Source organism: Methylocaldum sp. GT1BB, assembly GCF_051027545.1.
Classification (GTDB): Bacteria; Pseudomonadota; Gammaproteobacteria; order Methylococcales; family Methylococcaceae; genus Methylocaldum.
On sequence record NZ_CP194902.1, the window covers coordinates 2,689,153 to 2,704,972 of the forward strand.

The following is a 15,820-nucleotide window of genomic DNA, read 5'->3' on the forward strand; positions in this document are numbered from 1 at the left end:
AAGGAAATTGCCGTCCATTCAGGCCGGCTGGGGAGGGAGAATGAAAAGAGCAATAAATGCCCTTGAAGGCATCAGCCGGAATCCGCTGGTTGTCGCGGGTACGGCTACTTTGGGTGTGATTGCAGGAGTATTCGGCTCGTTATATACGAGCGAAATCAAGAGTTCTTTTCTGTTTTTCTTGGGCCAAGGCCCGATTTCCTGGGAAGCGACAGCATTCTGGTTACTGTTATTTGTGTTTCTCTTGATGTTCCAAAGTACGCAGTGGGCGCAGAATCGGATTACCGATCGAGCGCAAAAGGAACTGATCCAAAAATCAGATCAGCTGGAAGGGTTGATAAGAACGATGCCGCCCGAAGGCTTTTTGGCCAAGTTTGACAAGTTGTACAAGCACAGCTTTGCAACCGCGCTACTGGCTTTTTCTGATGGGGCGGCACGGGAAGATGTGGAAGAGGCCATACGAATCGTTCTGGACTGCATTGTCTCGCTCGCCCATTATTTTGATGGCAGCCCACCGAATGTTCGCTACAGCGCCAACATCATGCTTTTCCGGTCATGCGTCAATTTGGAACCGGAGGAGCGTGAAGCATTGCGCAATCGGCTGCAATTCGCGTCGGAAGATACTGACCTTTTAGCCTTGAAGGGCGTGCTGGATTTGCAATTGGCTTTATCGACGACAACGGCCACGCCTGAACCACTGCCAGACGACCAGCTTGCCCCCTTCGCTCTGCCGGTTCCCAAGACCCCGGAAAAAGTCGTCAAAGGGAACAATAGATTTCAGGTGCTGCCCGGTGCTCCAGAAGCATTTCAGTTCAAAAAGCTTACCGGTTTTCACGATCTTTCTATGCTTGAAAGATGGTGTCACGAAAAAGGTGACTTTCGGCCTGGAACCATAGAAGATATTCTTGCTTACTTTAGAACTGGGACTGGTCAAAGTATCAAGTCTTTCTGTTCGGTGCCCCTTGCTCATTCGGATGAAGAGGAACCTATCGGCGTTCTCAATATCCATAGAGATGCCGAGGATATGTTGAAACAGAAGGGAGCGGTGTTATTTATCCCATTGACCACCCCTTTTCGTCTCTTGCTGGTTGATCTGATCCGTTTGCGTTCCCGGCTTGAGACGCAATAAGAATAAATAATTCACGATGGAGGTAACGGAGATGGCGCAGTCGAATACAGAAACCCGGAAGAAATCTATTCGAGAAGCACTCAACGAGATCGCTGTCCGCGTACGTCAAGAGCGCGAAGATACCACGGTCAGGACCTACAAATACAAAGAGGAGAACGGCTACTTCTCCGTCAGCCTCACCCCCGTGGAAAAGAAGCGTGCCTGACCGGGTCATGCAGCGGATCGAGAAGAAATGGACCATGCCGATCCAGGATTGGAAACGGACTTTGAATCACTTCGTGATCCTCTTCGGCGATCGGGTCACCCTATGAACTAACCTCAGTTACACAGTTAACTTGACACCTCCATCGACTCTATCAAAAGGCGTAATTCCGCCTATTCGATCTGCACCGTTCCTCAAATTCTAGGAACGACAGATTGTTCGTTATGCTGACCTGATTTCTTCCAGCAGATCAGGGTGACGGTTCAGTAACTTGAGGAGTTTCACCAACGCCAATGGTGGCTTAGTCTTGCCATTCTCGTAGCGCGAGAAGGCATTGATACCGCCGCCAAAAATCTCCGCGGCTTCTCTCTGGTCGAGGGCCAGTTTCTTGCGCACGTCGGCTATGAAACTGGGATCAACAATTGATGCATTCACTTGTTTGTTGAATTCCAGCATTAGATTCATGGTGCGCCGCGACTCATCCGCATCCAATAGGGACTCATCGCAAGCCGGACAAAAATCACCCGTCACCGCCGGGAGGATTGTCGTTTCGCCTTTGTAGGTGTATGGCATATCGCGGGTGTCATGCACCAGTTCAGCCGTTCCACAGATTGGACATTTCATAGTCATAGCGCCTTAAAAGACACAATGAGCACGTCATCAATGACTGTGAGTTTCAGATAGATCTCTCCAGCTGGCGTGGTAGGCCGGTACACATCCTGCCACACCTGATGGTCGGCGTGCGTCGTCAGGCTCTTGTAGAAGTCCTTTGGCGTCAGATCCATGATAACGCTGACGATTCCATCAAAATCAAATCCAAGCACAGAGCCGCCTTCAGGAGCTGTTTTTGTTGCCCTTACCTTACCCTCTGCAATCAATGATTTAATGATTGAGAGTTTGCAGTGGGGCGTGCGCTTTTCCATGGGATGACATTAACCTACTAGGTTATATTTGGCAAGTTGGTTAATCACCCGATATCACCACCACAAAACAACTGAACTGCCAATCCAACTCGGAAAAATGGCCCATAGAGGGCTGTAGCGGGCGAATAACGTAGTGATCCGTAGCGATTATGGAGTTCCACTTCATGCCCAATCAAATCACTATTTTGGTCATCCGCCGGTCATTCCCGGCGATGGCGGTGATCGAGAGCGGAATCCCGCTCTTTTATAAAGCAGTTCAACGAACTCCCGGATGACGCTCTTGTCGATGTCGCAGTAGTCCGGACGCTCTGAACCCACCTCTCGCCCTGGGATCTCTAGGCGTCTCAATTGATGCGGCAAGGGTGATGGGCCCAAGGATGATCTTTTTTGAAGCCAAGTTGCGCTATGATGAAAGCCATATGGCTCATCAGGAACCCATTCATGTCGATTACCGAGTCCATTGTTGACCTCTGGGGCGGGCCGTCCATTCTGGGGCCTCGCGTGCAGGCCGAGCATGAATTGATTCCGTTCTTGCGTCAGAGTCTGCCTTTCGTCACGCTGGAACGGACGATGGCCGCGTTTGCCCTCACCCGGGAAGAAATCGCGGCTATTTTGGATCTCCCAGGTCGAACCCTGACCCGGCGCAAGCAGCAGCACCGACAGGCCGTCGCCGAATCCGATCGACTGTTCTGCCTCAGCCGCGTCCTCGCGCATGCCGAGCGCGTACTGGGAATCCGTGGCAAAGCCGCGGAATGGTTGCATCGGCCGAACCGTGCCTTGCACGGATCGGTCCCGGTGGATCTACTCGATACCGATATTGGCGCCACGCAGGTGGATGACGTGCTGGGGCGACTGGAGCATGGGGTCTTCAGTTGATCCGCGTCTGGCGGTTGTGCCAGACGTTGCATCAAACCACCGCCCTGAGCGGTGACGGTGCCCGCCGCTATGGCGGGCGCTGGAATGTCAAAGGTCAGCCGGTGGTGTACACGGCCGAGACCCAGTCTTTAGCGGCCCTGGGGATCCTGATTCACGTCGATACGGATTTGATCGCGAACGATTACTTGGCCTTCGCCATCGATATTCCGGATGACCTTCAGGTGGAGCGCATCGGGTTAGCGGATCTCCCGCCGACCTGGCGCGACGAATATCCCCCGTTGGCGTGTCAGAAGATGGGTGGGCAATGGCTTGAACAGAGTCGCACAGCAGTGCTGGCGGCTCCTTCGGCGATCATCCCTTAGAAACCAGTTACCTTCTCAATCCAAATCACCCGGATTTCGCCCGATTGATCGTTCACTCCGCAGCCCCGTTTGCCTTCGATCACCGGCTTTGGCATTAGGATTCTCTCGAGTTGGCGATTCTATGGAGTCAATTGATATGACATCTATACAGGTAAGTTTGTGACAGCATTAACCAAAACCATTGTTATTGTTTCTTTCTGGGCTCTTTTGGGTTATACGAATCCATCCATGAAGGATTATGAGGAGTTTATCCAAAAGCAAATTCTTCAAGAGAGCCGCAAAGAAGGCGGTGTTGATAAGGTCTTGTGGTCTCTGTTTGGAGGATTTTTTAGAAATGTAATCGCCAATGAAACAACTCGAAGGGATTTTGTATTTTTTAGCCTCTATGACACCAGCGTGGGAGGTCAAAATGTTCGGGTTGTTGGCGTGCTGAATAATTTCTTTTTTATGGAGTCCCTGAGCTTATCTTCAAATAGTAAGAACAGCTCTTTGCAACGGAAGCAGGCTTTAGCGCCTAAAGAAAAGCCGAATTCGAGAACAGTCTTGGATTGTGTGCAAGTCCCTTCTACGCAAGACTTAAGGAATGAAGATCTATCCCATTTAAAGCAATGGGTGGGACGCTACGCAACCCCAATTGCCGGGGCCGAAGATCAATCGAGCTTCTTTGCGGTACCGCCAATTGAGCGCCGTCTCCGACAGCTATTGTCGCAGGCCGATTTCGAGAAAATAACGGTCGAGTATGCCACACAACCTCCGATTGAGATCGTCGAAAACTACTTGGTTTTGTCTCGCTGCAGACCCCACGCCTGCTCGGAAAACGCTTCACTTGCCGTGGGGTTACGTGATGGGGCAGTGATCGCGGTACTGACCGACCCTTCTGTAAACGCGTTCAAGGCGAATAGGCGACGGTGTTTTGCGTTGAATGGCGACCTGTTAACGCTACCCAAAAACGTCAGGGAATTCCTGTTAAGACCCTGAAATTTCCTTCTCCAGCAGGTGTGCCGGCCGGCCGCTCTGGGCGGCCGCGTATTCCAGGGCCTCGGCCTGGTCGTTCCGACTGAGCGAGAACCAGGACTCAGCCATGGGTGGGGTAGGCTCGAAAAAGTGGACGCCATCAATCCTGTAAAGTGGTTGATGGAGGTACGAAATGGCAAAGTTACCCAGACAGTCGTTCACAGCAGAATTTCGAGAACAGGCCGTAAAGTTGGTGTCGGACGAAAAGCTGACGCTGCCGGAAGCCGCACGGCGATTAGGGATGTCGGCAAAAACGCTAGCGAACTGGGTGCATCGGGCCCGTGCAGGGCGACTGAGCACGGTAGGCGAAAGCCGCCAGCCGGTGACCGATGTAGAAGCCGAGAATGCCCGTCTGAGGCGCGAATTGGCGGAAGTCCGGATGGAGCGCGATTTGTTAAAAAAGGCGGCAGCGTATTTCGCGAGCGAGTCGGTGCGAGGTACGCGTTCATGAAGACTCATCGAAAGGATTTCCCGTTGGAGCTGATGTGCCGCGTGTTCGAGGTCTCGAAGAGCGGCTATTACGCCTGGCTGAAGCGCAAGCCCTCGAAGCGGTCGCAGGAGAATGCGCGCTTGGAAGTAGCGATCCGGGCGGCTCATACCCGGAGCCGGGAAACCTATGGGCCGATCCGGTTGCAGCCGGAGTTGGCCGCGGACGGTTTCCGGGCCGGGATCGGTAGGATCAAGCGACTCCGGCGAAAGCTGGGTTTGCGCTGCAAACAGGTGAGGAAATTCAAGGCGACGACGCACTCGAATCACAGCCTGCCGGTGGCGGAGAACCTACTGAACCAGGACTTCACCACGGCACGTCCTGGCCAAGTGTGGGTGACGGATATCAGTGTGCCGCAGCAAGCGGCGTAAGAGATGAGGGTAGGCCCCTCGCCATCGGCTTGCAGGAGCAGGTGGCAAACCACCGTAAGCGGCGTGCGGCAAAAGCGCGGGTCGTGAGCGTTACGGAAAAGGCGTCTTAAGGCGTCAGGTATGGATCAACGAAGACGAACAACCGTGAACTGCCGTTCAAGTGTCGAAAGTACTCAGATGACATCAAAACCGGGGAGTGATGTTGCTCCGGGATCAGTAAAGGCGAAACCTGCTTACGGCCTTTGCGGTGTCCGGCATAGAGGCAGCGTGAGCGTGATCCGGGCTCTTACGTTGAACTGCGGGAACCTTCGGCGGCGATGCGAAGGGAAAGGCGCAAGCCCGAAAGGCGAGGCCGACAGTACCGATGCGCCGCCAAGGGGCGGAGCGACTCGTAGTAGTGCTGAAGCCGCTGTAATGGCGGTGGAGCGAAGGGGTCGCATCATCCGGTCGTGGGGTTGGGTCAACTGCGCAAGCAGGAGGAGCCCGGCGTCATGACCAAGCCGTACGACATTCCCAAATCCTGGGTTTGGGAAGCCCATCAGTGTGTGAAAGCCAACGGAGGATCAGCCGGCATCGACCGGGAAACCATTGAAATCTTCGAACAGCGCTTGGGCGACAACCTGTACAAGCTTTGGAATCGGCTCTGTTCCGGCAGCTATTTCCCGCCGCCGGTCAAAGGCGTGCCGATACCGAAGAAGTCAGGGGGAGTGCGTTTGCTCGGTGTTCCGACTGTGGCCGACCGAGTGGCACAGACCGTGGTGAAGCGGGTGCTTGAGCCGAAACTGGAACCGGTGTTTCACCGAAATTCCTATGGTTACCGGCCCGGGCGCTCGGCGCATGATGCGATTGCCCTGGTCAGGCGGCGCAGTTGGGAGTACGACTGGGTGGTCGAGTTCGATATCAAGGGACTGTTCGACAACATTGACCATGAACTGCTGTTACGGGCGGTTCGCAAGCACTGCCAAATTCCCTGGGTGTTGCTGTATGTCGAGCGCTGGCTCAAGGCACCCTTGGAAACTACGGATGGCCAACGGGTCGATCGGACCAAGGGCACGCCGCAAGGCGGTGTCGTGAGTCCGTTGCTGGCCAACCTGTTCCTGCACTATGCCTTCGACCGGTGGGTCAGCGAGCATCTGCGGAGTGTGCGATTCTGCCGCTATGCCGACGATGGGGTGGTCCACTGCAAGAGCCTGGCGCAGGCGCAGTTGGCGTTGCGGAGGATCGGCGAGCGTTTTCGCCAGTGCGGGCTGGAACTACATCCGGAGAAGACACGGATCGTCTACTGCAAGGACGTCAATCGACCGGGGGACTATCCGACGACGGCGTTCACGTTCCTGGGCTATACGTTTCGACCGCGAAAGGCGGTGGATAAATATGGCCGGGTCTACGTGAATTTTGCGCCGGCGGTCAGTCGTGACGCCCTCAAGGCGATGCGGCAAACCATTCGGGGATGGCATCTTCAGTTGAAGTGCGACAAGGAACTTCGTGATCTCTCCGTCATGTTCAACCCGGTGCTGCGGGGATGGCTCCATTACTACGGACGGTTTCATGGATCGGCGATGGCTTCGGTATGGAAGCACCTGAATGCCTATCTGGGGCGCTGGCTGATGCGCAAATATAAACACCTGGCTCGCCATAAAACGCGGGCCAGGCGTGCGCTCGGTCGGCTCGCTGCCAAGATGCCAGGGGCATTCGTTCACTGGGAGGCGGGGTATGCCCCGATGGCTGGATGATGGGAGCCGGATGAACTGAGAGGTTCACGTCCGGTTCTGCGAGGGGCTGAGGGTGCAATTCCCCCGGTCTACTCACCCCTATATCCCGACCCAGCAGGGCTGGCTGTATCTGGCAGGCGTTAAGGACGTCCACACCTGCGAGATCGTGGGCTATGCCATGGGTGCCCGCATGACGCAGGAGCTGACCGGACAGGCGTTGATTCGGGCGGTGAAGCACCAACGGCCGGCACCCGGCTTGATTCACCACTCCGACCGAGGAAGTCAGTATTGCGCCAGCGGCTATCAAGCGTTGCTGAAACAGTTTCGGATGCAACCGTCCATGAGCCGCCGGGGTAACTGCTACGACAACGCCCCCATGGAAAGCTTCTGGGGTACGCTAAAAAATGAATTGGTCCACCACCGACGTTACACCACGCGGGCGGAGGCCAAGGCGGACATTACCGAGTACATTGAAATCTTCTACAACCGTCAAAGGCGACATTCGAAACTCGGCAATCTCTCACCAGCGGTCTTTGCTCAACAAGCAAGGATTCAACAGGTGGGAGCTTAAGCTGATGGCGTCCACTATTGACGACCTAGGCCACTCAAACATTTAGGACCCCATGCCCGTATTGCTGTACGAGGCGATCGATAAACGCCCGCTCTTTGGGGTCAAGCGCCGCCTCATCGACGAAACGCCAGTTGCGCTCGTACAAGGCGAGCGCCTCTTCTTCGTCAATCAGATCATCCTTTCGACGATTCCAGGCGATCAGGTTGAGCTGAGGGTAATCGGCCAGTCGTATTGGCATGACGAACCTTTAACGGAGTTTCATCCATTATACGCTACGCTCATAGAGCTAACTGACAAAAAAGGGTTAACTAATTTCGCACCTCAAAGCCTGCACAGGCACCGCCTATCGCCATTTCGTCCAGCCGCCGCTTATTTAGGTTTATCGACTCAATGTCGTGTTGGGCTCCATTTCGAAATCAAGACGACAAACTGACACTCGTTTCCGCAGAGGTGGCTAAGCTGATCAAGAGAGTGTCGTTTCGAACACGGCCAATCGTTCCGCCAGCCGTGTCACCCGCTTCTTCGCCTTGCGATTCCGTACGGCCATAGCCAACGCTTTCCGCTCCGCAATCACCACCACCAGTTTCTTCCCACGCGTGACCGCGGTGTACAACAGGTTTCTTTCCAAAAGCATGTAGTGCTGCAGGGCGAGCGGGATGACCACGGCCGGATACTCGGAACCTTGGCTCTTGTGAATGCTGGCCGCGTACGCCAGGGCTATCTCGTCCAGTTCCGAGAGGTCATAAGTGACTGTGCGGCCATCGAAATCCACTGTTAAGGTGCTTTCTTCCTGATCGATTGTAGTGATGCGGCCAATGTCGCCGTTGAAGACGTCCTTGTCATAGTTGTTCACCATCTGAATGACTTTATCGCCCGGCGCGAACGTGGTTCCGAACTTCGTCACTTTGGGCTCGGCCTGACCATTGAGCAATTGTTGGAATTCGATGTTCAACGCGCGCACGCCCAAGCCGCCGCGGTTCATCGGCGTGAGCACCTGAAGATCGTTGACGGGGTGAACATCGAATCGCAGCGGAATGCGTTCGACAACCGCCTGAATGAGCTTCTTCCGGACGTCCTCGGGCGATTCAGCCTCAATGAGGTAGAAGTCGCTGGCTTCGCCCTTGGGCGTGGCGACCGGCAATTCACCTCGGTTAATCCGGTGGGCATTAACGATGATTCTGGACTCTTGCGCTTGGCGGAAGATCTCGGTGAGCCGGACGGTGGGCACAGCCTCCGAAGCAATGAGGTCGGCGAGCACGGCGCCGGGGCCGACGGAGGGCAGTTGGTCCACATCCCCGACGATGAGGAGGCCCGCAGCATCCGGCACCGCCTTGAGAAGCTGATTCATCAGGACCACGTCCACCATCGAGGCTTCGTCGATGACCAGCAGGTCGGTTTCCAGCGGGTTTGCGTCATTCCGCTTGAACCTGAATTCCTTCGGATCGAATTCAAGGAGACGATGCACCGTCTTGGCCTCGAGCTTAGTGGTTTCGGTCATCCGCTTGGCCGCCCGTCCGGTCGGAGCGCACAACAAGACTCGGACTTTCTTCGCCCGGAGAATCCGCAACACGCTATTGACCAGGGTGGTCTTGCCGACTCCCGGCCCGCCGGTGATGATGGCCACCTTATTGCCGAGCACCGTCGTGACGGCTGCCCGCTGCGATTCGGACAGGGTTAGCCCGGTCCTCTCCTCGACCCAGGGAATCGCCTTGCCGGTGTCAATCTCACCCCAGGGTGACACGCCCTCGAGCAGACGTCGGATGTGGTTCGCACAGCCCGTCTCGGCGCGGTACAGCGGCGCCAGGGACAAGATCTCGCCATCCGGCGTGGTTTCCCCGATGAGATTGTCCGCCTCCAATTCGGCGCCGATAGCTTGCTCGATGATCGCTTCCGGGACTTCCAGGAGTTGGGCGGCCATCGAGACCAGCGTCTCCCTCGGTGCCGCACAGTGTCCCTGCTCCGACCAGAGCTGAAGGGCATGGCGTACGCCGGCCTGGGCGCGAATCAGAGAGTCCGATGGGATGCCGAGCTTCTGAGCGATGATGTCCGCGGTCTTGAAGCCGATGCCCCAGATATCCAGCGCCAGCCGATAGGGATTTTCGGTGACCTTGAGAATCGCTTCATCGCCATAGGTCTTGTAGATACGCACAGCGCGGGACGTGCCAACCCCGTGCGATTGCAGGAACACCATGATGTCCCGGATGACCTTCTGTTCGGCCCAGGCTTCGACCACTCGCATGCGGCGCTTGCGGCCAATGCCCTCAAGCGTCTCCAACCGCTCGGGCTCCTGCTCGATCACCTCGAACACCGCTTCACCAAACGCCTTCACCAACTTTTTGGCGAAGTGCGGGCCGATCCCCTTGACCAGCCCGGACCCGAGATACTTCTCGATGCCTTCCAGCGTAGTGGGCGGGACGACCTTGAGGTGATGAGCCTTGAATTGCAGCCCATGGGTCACATCATTGACCCAGCGCCCTAAACATTCGATGAATTCGCCCGGCGAGACCGAAGCCGCCGAACCGATCACGGAGACCAGGTCGCGCTGCCCCTTGACCTTGACCCGCAGCACGCAGAAACCGGATTCCGCACTGTGGAACGTCACGCGCTCGACCGCACCGGACAGCCGCTCGCAGGAAGGGGATTCGGTCCCCGGATAGGCCGTGGAAGTCGTCATCATGGCTACTTGGACAAACCGCGGGTCCGGCTTTTTAGCGCATCAACCCTTGGATTTCACGAAAACGCGAGGGGGAATGCTGAGCAGCGGAAGTTCAGGGTTCGTGTCACGACTGTCTCACGATCGGCCAAAGCGGACGCTGAACAACCGCTACGAAAGTCTGGAGCAATTCATAAATTTTGCATGATCGAGCTCTATAATCCTGCGCCATGGATTTTTATGATAATAAACTTCGGTTCGTTCATGAGTATCTGGAATCAACTGAGTTAGCTCGCACCTTCCTTAGCGGTGATGGTATCCGATTAGATGGTGACGAGCTTCAGCCATACGATATTATTGAATTGCCGAAAGTGGAAATGCTGGTCAGCGAATTCGCTCAATTATTTTGCGTATTCAATAACAGCCGCGTTCACAAGCAAGGTAGCAATGAAGTCAGTGCAGATGGGGCACCACCAGGCTTATATTTCACGGTAATCAATACTCATGTGATCCAGAATCAGCACAAGAACAGGATTGGACTGGTTCGCGAGGGGGAGAGTGAAGAAATTTTCATCGATGAACTATTCCTCGATCACTTTTTTCTTCATAACCGCACACCGCCTTTACTGGGTACATTGGCTTTCGCTCTGTGTGCCATGACGGCGCACAACGCTGGTATTCAGGCGATTGAACTGATCGGAGCAGGTGATGCAAAAACACCGGGTAAATTCATAGGCTTCAAGGTTTGGCCAAAGCTTGGATTTGATGCCCCAGTAGCCCTTGAAGAACTTGTTGAAGCCCCGCTACTCCAGGACTGTGAAACGATCCAACAGATTATTGCAAGGGACCCAGCTTGGTGGGATAGTAACGGATCGCAGCGCTTGATGCGCTTCGACCTGACGCCAGATAGCGCGTCGTGGAGTAAGTTGCTATCCTACGTTTGTGAGAAGTTCCAAATTGAGGCGGCGCCATGAAGCTAAAGACAGCAAAACTAGCCAAGAAGTCTGAAAGCACGATCAGGGCTGGTCGCATAATCACTATTTCGATGAAGGGTATTCCAGTTGTCACGCCTGAGATGCGGCGCCGGATGGAGGTCGCTGCCAGGAAGCAGAACGCCAAAGGGAATTACCCTGTCCTGATCGAAGCCTAAACACAAGGCCCGCGATGCGGGCTTGTGTTTCCCCACTTTCCTAGGCTCTGTTCAGCGTCCGTTTTGGCCGATACGCAGTTATGGGTCGCGCCATGTCTGTCCGCCCCTGACGAGACGCATCGCCAACAGCTTCGGCAACCTGCTCGACCAGTTTCCGTGGGTTGCCGTGCCGAAGGCGGCGGATCGATACCTGCCGCCAATCACCTGCCGGTGGGCCGCTGAAGCTTCTGGGTGTTTGGTTAGCCGCCATGACAGCTATCTGAGATCCGCTGTTTCGTCATCGCCTTTCTCCGCAAAGGATTCTCGGACAATCGTCTCGATTTTTTGGAGCACGTCATTCGGAAGATGCGAATATGGCTTACGGCGGCGTTTCGAGAGTTCAAAATAATGACTGTGGATCATTCTGATCAACTTTGAAATATCATTCCGCGGCACATCGAATTCGGCATTGATACGGTGAAATGCATCATCATAGCCTCGCAAAAAGCGAATCTCTTGTGGTATTTCCTCCTCGACAGCGCTCTTGATGATGCCATGGAGAAAAGCTACTTCCTGGCTGGCATCCTAATACCGGTACGGATTGATGCCTGGCGATGCCTTGATGTAAGGATCAGCCTTTGTTCGAACATACTTCCAAAGCGCTGATGTCGGCTTGGAGAAGCCAGTCAATACCGCCAGATAATCCGGTATTTTCTTCATAATGACCGCCGAGATCGGAATCACAATATCCTGAGGGATCAATCCTGATCGCGCCAACAACTGATGAATGACAAACCGATGCAAGCGTCCGTTACCATCGAAAAACGGATGAAGATAAACAAAGCCAAACGCGGCGCAGACTGTTTTCACTAAAGGATCGATCTGTTTTTGCTGGTCGTTGACGAACGCCTCCCAGCCCTTCATCAGTACACGCAGATCGTCCACCGGCGGCGGGAAATAGGTGATTCTTCCAGAAGCGTCTTCCAACCAGTTCTGCTTGGTTCGATAACGGGCTTCTTGAGCGTAGACATCCCGAACCACGGCGTTTTGTAACTCAACCAACCAGTCTTCTGAAATAAACTTCTGTTCGCCGGCGCGCTGAAGAAGCTTGATGAATCGCTCTTCTTTTGATGAATCGGGAGTATCGTTTTCCAGTTTGAAGCTACTGCGGATGACATGCGCAGCGACGCCCTTGAAGACCCATCAATTCAGTGACGGGCCGGCGAACCAGGTTGGGTGACGCGCGAACCCTATCAAATAATAGCTATCCGAAGGTGTTTCGGATAAGCGATCAGTAGTTGGTTGGTCTGGAAAGTATTTTTAGATCCGCAAAAAAAATCCCAGCACCGAGGCTGGGATTTTCATGAGGTCGATTGGAATCGACAGATTACATCGACTCGCATAGGGTATCCCGCTTTTTGCTTAGGTTCGGAAGCGCTCGGCGAATTACCACGCCAAGACCTACGGCCACCAGCAGAACCAGCGGAAATTCAACGACCGCAGACGCGATCACCATTAACACGAAAAAGCCAAGAGTCGCGATCAGCACCAAGAATGGGATGATCGCAAGAAGCAATAAAATGTGCATATTAGTCTCCATAGTTTGATCTACGGAAATAATCATAGCTGAACTCAGCTATTTGTGTAACGAAAATTTGTATAAATTCAGGAAACAAATCGGCTCGTAGTCATTCATAAGGCTTCGCTATGAAAACAATAGCGGATGGCTTATGTCTTGGGAGGCGACGGAAGGCTGATTTGTAGACGTTAGGAATTGATCCGACCCGGCCAGAGCATTTCGCTTCAGTATGAGGGGCCGGAGGAGATCCGGGAAGCGGAGTAGGGGAGTGACGTCAGTGCGTCATGGCAAGATCAGGTCGATCTTGGCGAGTTGAGCGATTGAACATTTTTTATCCGGGACTTATGTTTGCCTCCTGTGCTTATTCGGTCGATCGAATTCAGGCATGACGCGGAGCATAAATTCATCGAAAAGTGGTACGGTAAAAGTCATGTCGCCATGGGAAGGGCTATAGACCATCCCTTTTTTGATAAGGCTGGCCCGCACCGGACCGAGGGTGGTAATTTTTACCTCCAGTAAATCGGCGATATCCGCCGTTCGATAGGGGCCGGGGCCAAGCTCAGCCATGGCGCGGAGATACTGCTTTTCCCGGGGGGTAAGGCGATCAAAGCGTACCCGAAAGAAATTTGCATCAAGGCGTTTAGTAACCAGATCCGTTGTCTCACGTACATCTTGAAGGTTAATCGGTGACACCTGCGCATGATTCCATGACTGATAACCCCATTCTTGAAGAAAGTATGGATAGCCTTTTGTCAGCCGAAAAATTTCATGCAGTGCATCCGAATCAATGGATTCTCCTGCATTTATAATTGGGTCACGAATCGCCTTGGCAGCATCTGATTCTGCAAGGGGCCCGACATCAGGGAAATTGAACAACCGCTCGGCGTAGGATTTGGATTCACCGGCCAATCCCGGAAGAATTGGCAGTCCAGCCCCGACCAGTACCAGAGGAAGCTTACGCTGCTGCATTTTGTGCATAGCCATAATCAAGGCGCTCAGCTCTTGCGAGTTGAAATATTGAATTTCGTCAATCAGAATCGATATAGCTGTGCGGCGGTCATCCGCTGCCTCGGCAACCGCCGTAAAGAGATTTGAGAGATCGACTTCCAAATCACCGCTGTCGGCAGCACCTTGTTCCGGCTCGATATCCAGTCCGATTTCGACGTCTCCCACCGTAATCTTGATTCCACTGATAAAGCTTTTGAGCACTCCTATCCCTCGACGAACCTTGTTACCATTCCCGGCGATCCGGTCCAGATCAAAAAGCAGACGACGCAGATGAGGGGCTAGAAGCAATGCCAGAGATTTATTTTCATGAGCCTCGATTAGGATAGTTCGATATCCCTCGCCTTGGGCCATCCGTTCCATTTCGTTGAGGAGTACCGTTTTTCCCACACCGCGCAGCCCGGTTATCAGAAGACTTTTCTCGGGGCGCTTCGCGAGCACTCGGCCGAAAAGGACCTGAGCCTGCTCCAGGATACTGTCGCGACCTGCCAGTTCCGGCGGTGGAGAACCCGCTCCAGGAGAAAATGGATTCCGAATTCTGTCCATGGCGCCTCTCATTTATAGGAAATTATTCATAATTATACGCCTGGCATCGTATAAATACGAATAAAATCCTATAGAATCCATTCCTTCACCAGGAACCGCGCGGCGGCGGGCTTCTCGCATTGGCCTTGCCGACGGCTTTAGCAAGCGTGTTCTTCGGTCGCTGCGCTGATGTCAGATACACGTCGGGTGCTACGGTCGTACAGGACGGAATCTTGAGATCGAAATATGGGGCCGATCGGGGATAAGGGCGTGGCCCGGTTCAAGGCCACCAATATGCTGACCGGCCAGAGCCTTTCGCTTGTCTACGAGGGTCCTCCCCGATTCGATGTGCCGGTGGTCTGCGGCTTTTACCAGCCTCTGCAGAGCATCTGGCCGAAGCTAAAGAGCTGGATCGATTCGATCCCCACATCTGTACTATGCCTTACAGGCGTGGAATCTCATTCCGGATTGAAGGGTGCCGACCCCATTGGGAAGTCGGTTCGACGCCGACTGTTTGGCGTCAAAAAAGAGAAGGCAGAACAACGGTGTTGGGGGATGGGGAATCTGCCTTCTCGAAGGGCTGTATTAGATCGAGATGGATGTCGAATAGTAATAGTAATAGTAATAGTAATAAGGAAGAGTCCCTAACCCTTGGCCCCGGTCAAGGAGGCGCCAGTTGCGGCTCATGGCAAGATCAGATCGATCTTGGCGAGTTGAGCGATTCTAAGCAACTCGATGAACATCTTGCCCTCGAGCAGGGCTTGTGAGGGGGCCGTCGAATAAAGCTCGGCGCCCACGCGGTCGCCGAAGACGACGAAGCACTGGGCTTGGTCGTATTGGCGAGACACCCAGATCAGGCCATCGACCGTCCTCGGGTGACGATAAAAGGTTTCGCTCCAGCGCCGAGTGTCCGGATAATGGGTGGCATTGGATTCGATCAGCGCCACGCGAGTAATCGGAATCCGCGCTCCGCCCAATCCAAATCCCCGAAGGTCCATCAGTGTGAGGTCTCGGCGAACGGCCACCTGAGAGACCATGAGATCCGTCAGGCTGGCGGTAAAGACCCGGCGCGCCCGAAGCTCCTGATCACCGGCGGGCACGAAGCGGAACACGGATTCCGACAGGGCGCCTTCCAGGCTATCCGCCCCATAAAGCGTGGGCACGATGCGGCCATCGACCACCAGTGGAGAAAATCGAGCCTGCCCCGCACCACTCGCATTGAATTGATCCGGCGCATATCGGCGCGGGTGAACTCTGAAAAAAAGGCCGGTCGGCCGGCCAGGTC

At 54.4% G+C, this 15,820-nt stretch carries 16 protein-coding genes and 3 pseudogenes; 11 read left to right on the forward strand and 8 right to left on the reverse strand.

Going from position 1 to position 15,820, the window contains the following annotated elements; translation table 11 throughout:
- The first annotated feature begins 40 nt into the window (after nt 1–40).
- Entirely contained in the window at nt 41–1,126 is a 1,086-nt protein-coding gene (locus tag ACR2TX_RS13430; RefSeq protein ID WP_086135678.1) for a hypothetical protein, read from the forward strand.
- A 31-nt stretch (nt 1,127–1,157) separates the two neighbouring features.
- A complete protein-coding gene (locus ACR2TX_RS13435) occupies nt 1,158–1,331 on the forward strand; it encodes a hypothetical protein (RefSeq protein WP_156882021.1) in 174 nt (57 codons plus the stop codon).
- A gap of 219 nt (nt 1,332–1,550) precedes the next feature.
- Here ACR2TX_RS13435 and ACR2TX_RS13440 read toward each other — a convergent pair whose 3' ends face one another.
- Both ACR2TX_RS13440 and ACR2TX_RS13445 read right to left on the reverse strand, forming a co-directional pair.
- A complete protein-coding gene (locus ACR2TX_RS13440) occupies nt 1,551–1,952 on the reverse strand; it encodes a type II toxin-antitoxin system MqsA family antitoxin (RefSeq protein ID WP_086135676.1) in 402 nt (133 codons plus the stop codon).
- 2 nt (nt 1,953–1,954) lie between these two features.
- Complete coding sequence (locus ACR2TX_RS13445; RefSeq protein WP_086135675.1) at nt 1,955–2,251, reverse strand: type II toxin-antitoxin system MqsR family toxin; 297 nt, start codon at nt 2,249–2,251, stop codon at nt 1,955–1,957.
- Nucleotides 2,252–2,692: 441 nt separating this feature from the next.
- On the opposite strand from ACR2TX_RS13445, the gene parS reads away from it, so the two are divergent.
- The 7 genes and pseudogenes from parS to ACR2TX_RS13480 form a co-directional block, all read left to right on the forward strand.
- Nucleotides 2,693–3,127, forward strand: a complete 435-nt coding sequence (gene parS, locus ACR2TX_RS13450) for a type II RES/Xre toxin-antitoxin system antitoxin (RefSeq protein WP_168183916.1) — start codon at nt 2,693–2,695, stop codon at nt 3,125–3,127.
- The gene (locus tag ACR2TX_RS13455; protein WP_434129809.1) at nt 3,124–3,489 is read left to right on the forward strand and encodes an RES family NAD+ phosphorylase; all 366 of its coding nucleotides are present in this window, start codon (nt 3,124–3,126) and stop codon (nt 3,487–3,489) included. Before parS ends, ACR2TX_RS13455 begins: the two co-directional genes overlap by 4 nt.
- Nucleotides 3,490–3,648: 159 nt before the next feature.
- Entirely contained in the window at nt 3,649–4,467 is an 819-nt protein-coding gene (locus ACR2TX_RS13460) for a DUF4359 domain-containing protein (protein ID WP_139841183.1), read from the forward strand.
- A gap of 169 nt (nt 4,468–4,636) precedes the next feature.
- Nucleotides 4,637–4,954, forward strand: coding sequence for a transposase (locus tag ACR2TX_RS13465; RefSeq protein WP_086135672.1), 318 nt, complete (start codon nt 4,637–4,639; stop codon nt 4,952–4,954).
- Nucleotides 4,955–4,986: 32 nt separating this feature from the next.
- Nucleotides 4,987–5,340, forward strand: a pseudogene (locus ACR2TX_RS13470) (IS3 family transposase); the annotation flags it as partial.
- A 512-nt stretch (nt 5,341–5,852) separates the two neighbouring features.
- A complete protein-coding gene (gene ltrA, locus ACR2TX_RS13475) occupies nt 5,853–7,094 on the forward strand; it encodes a group II intron reverse transcriptase/maturase (RefSeq protein ID WP_156882039.1) in 1,242 nt (413 codons plus the stop codon).
- Between the two features lie 79 nt (nt 7,095–7,173).
- Nucleotides 7,174–7,644: pseudogene (locus ACR2TX_RS13480) on the forward strand (IS3 family transposase); the annotation flags it as partial.
- Between the two features lie 34 nt (nt 7,645–7,678).
- Here the strand turns inward: ACR2TX_RS13480 and ACR2TX_RS13485 are convergent.
- Together ACR2TX_RS13485 and recD2 are read right to left on the reverse strand one after the other, a co-directional pair.
- Nucleotides 7,679–7,882, reverse strand: a complete 204-nt coding sequence (locus ACR2TX_RS13485; protein ID WP_156882040.1) for a hypothetical protein — start codon at nt 7,880–7,882, stop codon at nt 7,679–7,681.
- A 225-nt stretch (nt 7,883–8,107) separates the two neighbouring features.
- Nucleotides 8,108–10,318, reverse strand: coding sequence for an SF1B family DNA helicase RecD2 (recD2, locus tag ACR2TX_RS13490; RefSeq protein WP_434132469.1), 2,211 nt, complete (start codon nt 10,316–10,318; stop codon nt 8,108–8,110).
- Between the two features lie 209 nt (nt 10,319–10,527).
- Here recD2 and ACR2TX_RS13495 point away from each other — a divergent pair, with 209 nt between their 5' ends.
- Nucleotides 10,528–11,271 (forward strand): hypothetical protein, encoded by a 744-nt coding sequence (locus ACR2TX_RS13495; protein WP_086133415.1) that lies wholly within the window; start codon nt 10,528–10,530, stop codon nt 11,269–11,271.
- On the forward strand, nt 11,268–11,447 hold the full coding sequence (locus ACR2TX_RS13500; protein ID WP_086133416.1) for a hypothetical protein: 180 nt from the start codon (nt 11,268–11,270) through the stop codon (nt 11,445–11,447). Before ACR2TX_RS13495 ends, ACR2TX_RS13500 begins: the two co-directional genes overlap by 4 nt.
- A 564-nt stretch (nt 11,448–12,011) precedes the next feature.
- Here the strand turns inward: ACR2TX_RS13500 and ACR2TX_RS13505 are convergent.
- The 4 genes and pseudogenes from ACR2TX_RS13505 to ACR2TX_RS13520 form a co-directional block, all read right to left on the reverse strand.
- The gene (locus ACR2TX_RS13505; RefSeq protein WP_086133418.1) at nt 12,012–12,599 is read right to left on the reverse strand and encodes a Fic family protein; all 588 of its coding nucleotides are present in this window, start codon (nt 12,597–12,599) and stop codon (nt 12,012–12,014) included.
- A gap of 214 nt (nt 12,600–12,813) precedes the next feature.
- On the reverse strand, nt 12,814–13,014 hold the full coding sequence (locus tag ACR2TX_RS13510; RefSeq protein WP_086133419.1) for a hypothetical protein: 201 nt from the start codon (nt 13,012–13,014) through the stop codon (nt 12,814–12,816).
- Between the two features lie 333 nt (nt 13,015–13,347).
- Nucleotides 13,348–14,556: an ATP-binding protein gene (locus tag ACR2TX_RS13515; RefSeq protein ID WP_086133420.1), complete on the reverse strand. Its 1,209-nt coding sequence runs from the start codon at nt 14,554–14,556 to the stop codon at nt 13,348–13,350.
- A 662-nt stretch (nt 14,557–15,218) separates the two neighbouring features.
- A pseudogene (locus tag ACR2TX_RS13520) lies at nt 15,219–15,785 on the reverse strand (RES family NAD+ phosphorylase); the annotation flags it as partial.
- Nucleotides 15,786–15,820 lie beyond the last annotated feature (35 nt).

Bases quoted from the DNA above. Each gene is read 5' to 3' on its own strand.
- ACR2TX_RS13440 (WP_086135676.1), bottom strand. From the start codon at position 1,952: ATGAAATGTCCAATCTGTGGAACGGCTGAACTGGTGCATGACACCCGC.
- ACR2TX_RS13500 (WP_086133416.1), top strand. From the start codon at position 11,268: ATGAAGCTAAAGACAGCAAAACTAGCCAAGAAGTCTGAAAGCACGATC.
- ACR2TX_RS13510 (WP_086133419.1), bottom strand. From the start codon at position 13,014: ATGCACATTTTATTGCTTCTTGCGATCATCCCATTCTTGGTGCTGATC.
- recD2 (WP_434132469.1), bottom strand. From the start codon at position 10,318: ATGACGACTTCCACGGCCTATCCGGGGACCGAATCCCCTTCCTGCGAG.
- ACR2TX_RS13485 (WP_156882040.1), bottom strand. From the start codon at position 7,882: ATGCCAATACGACTGGCCGATTACCCTCAGCTCAACCTGATCGCCTGG.
- ACR2TX_RS13445 (WP_086135675.1), bottom strand. From the start codon at position 2,251: ATGGAAAAGCGCACGCCCCACTGCAAACTCTCAATCATTAAATCATTG.
- ACR2TX_RS13515 (WP_086133420.1), bottom strand. From the start codon at position 14,556: ATGGACAGAATTCGGAATCCATTTTCTCCTGGAGCGGGTTCTCCACCG.
- ACR2TX_RS13435 (WP_156882021.1), top strand. From the start codon at position 1,158: ATGGCGCAGTCGAATACAGAAACCCGGAAGAAATCTATTCGAGAAGCA.
- ltrA (WP_156882039.1), top strand. From the start codon at position 5,853: ATGACCAAGCCGTACGACATTCCCAAATCCTGGGTTTGGGAAGCCCAT.
- parS (WP_168183916.1), top strand. From the start codon at position 2,693: ATGTCGATTACCGAGTCCATTGTTGACCTCTGGGGCGGGCCGTCCATT.
- ACR2TX_RS13495 (WP_086133415.1), top strand. From the start codon at position 10,528: ATGGATTTTTATGATAATAAACTTCGGTTCGTTCATGAGTATCTGGAA.
- ACR2TX_RS13465 (WP_086135672.1), top strand. From the start codon at position 4,637: ATGGCAAAGTTACCCAGACAGTCGTTCACAGCAGAATTTCGAGAACAG.
- ACR2TX_RS13430 (WP_086135678.1), top strand. From the start codon at position 41: ATGAAAAGAGCAATAAATGCCCTTGAAGGCATCAGCCGGAATCCGCTG.